Below are 415 nucleotides of genomic sequence, written 5' to 3'. Positions count from 1 at the left end.
AGAAGAATCAGATTTATTGCCATCTGCATTTAGATTGTCCAGTTTATTACTTAGCGTCCAAATTCCAGATTCAGTTTTATTTAGTGTATTGACGTTGTTGATGCTGCTGGTGAGGGTGTTGGATTTTGAGCCGGTTAGCGTTAACACGTTTTTGCCAGTGCCTCCATCAATGGTGCCAATGCCGCTAATATTGGCCTCATTAGAAATACTGATATTATCCGTCCCCCACCTGTACTGATATCACCTATTACCGTCCCACCGCTGATGTTCAAGTCATCATTAGCACTATTACTAAAAATGATGTCTCCGTTAACCTCGCCACCAGCTACTGTCATGGTGGTAGCCCCATTTTGTGTTATTACATCACCTTTAATGCTGCCCGCGAGCTGGTCTATCTTAATAGGGCTATTGGTGG

At 43.1% G+C, this 415-nt stretch carries 1 protein-coding gene; it reads right to left on the bottom strand.

The window, feature by feature from the left end:
• Positions 1 to 140: 140 nt before the first annotated feature.
• On the bottom strand, positions 141 to 415 hold a 275-nt coding region (locus A2F46_RS13150), incomplete at its 5' end, for a hypothetical protein (protein ID WP_231867802.1).

It is taken from the genome of Snodgrassella sp. CFCC 13594 (assembly GCF_001590725.1).
Lineage (GTDB): Bacteria > Pseudomonadota > Gammaproteobacteria > Burkholderiales > Neisseriaceae > Snodgrassella.
Note: the sequence above shows the minus strand (reverse complement) of the source record. Positions and strands in the feature narration are given on the sequence as shown.